Source organism: Leucobacter sp. wl10 (assembly GCF_003569785.1).
Classification (GTDB): Bacteria; Actinomycetota; Actinomycetes; order Actinomycetales; family Microbacteriaceae; genus Leucobacter.
The window spans coordinates 1-846 of record NZ_KZ984041.1; the positions used below are offsets into that span (position 1 = coordinate 1).

Consider the following 846-nt stretch of genomic DNA (forward strand, 5'->3'; position numbering starts at 1 on the left):
CGGCGTAGGACGGGTTCACGTCCCGCGCCCGCTCAGTTTTGCTGATCTGATTGGACGCCGTTGACGCGTTATCCGGGACGACCACAAGCGGCACACCGCCGAGGTATTCGAAGACGCGCCGGTGACAATCAAGCCAGGACGGCATCTTCTCATCGAGGGCCCCGTACGCGAATACGACCCCGGAGTACGGCAACGTCGCGACGAACACCGACACTCTCGTGTGCTGCCTGCTGATGGGGTCCGTGATCCGCATTTGAGTCCCCGCCCAGTCGACCTGCAACGTATGCCCTGGCGTATGCGTGATCGGCGCGGTCAGATCATTGACGCGGACATGCTCAGCGACGAGTTCGCAGAACCGGTCGTACCCGTAATGCTTGACCCCTGGCGCTGCTGGCGTCTTCAGGTACTGGGACCAGAGCACCTTCAACGGCGGCTTCTTCCGCCCCACTCTTGCTACGACGATCTTGTCGATATCAACGGGAACGAACTCGCTAGTGATGCTGCGCCTACCGTCAGCGAAGAACCGATCAAGGTCCTCACCAGTGAGCGCGTCAAGCTGGGCATGTGTGACGAGCTGCTCGGCAACGAGCACGCGACGCGCTTTCGCGATCGCGCGATGCGAGCACTTCACGAGCGCCTCGATCTGACGATACGAGCGCTGCTGGATGAGTAGCGACATGATGAGCCGGTAATCGGCCATAGACGTTGGATCCTTCCATCCGCCGCGACCCTCGTTGGTCACGGTCGATGGCCATCCTGAAACAGATCCTCCGCGAGCGCTACCGGATACACCCACGACTGCGACCGGAACGACCCACGACCACTACCAAACCACTCCGCTCAACA

1 pseudogene is annotated in these 846 nt (G+C 61.2%); it reads right to left on the bottom strand.

Annotation, left to right across the window (positions count from 1 at the left end):
- A pseudogene (locus tag D1J51_RS18530) lies at window positions 1-700 on the bottom strand (DDE-type integrase/transposase/recombinase); the annotation flags it as partial.
- Window positions 701-846: the final 146 nt, after the last annotated feature.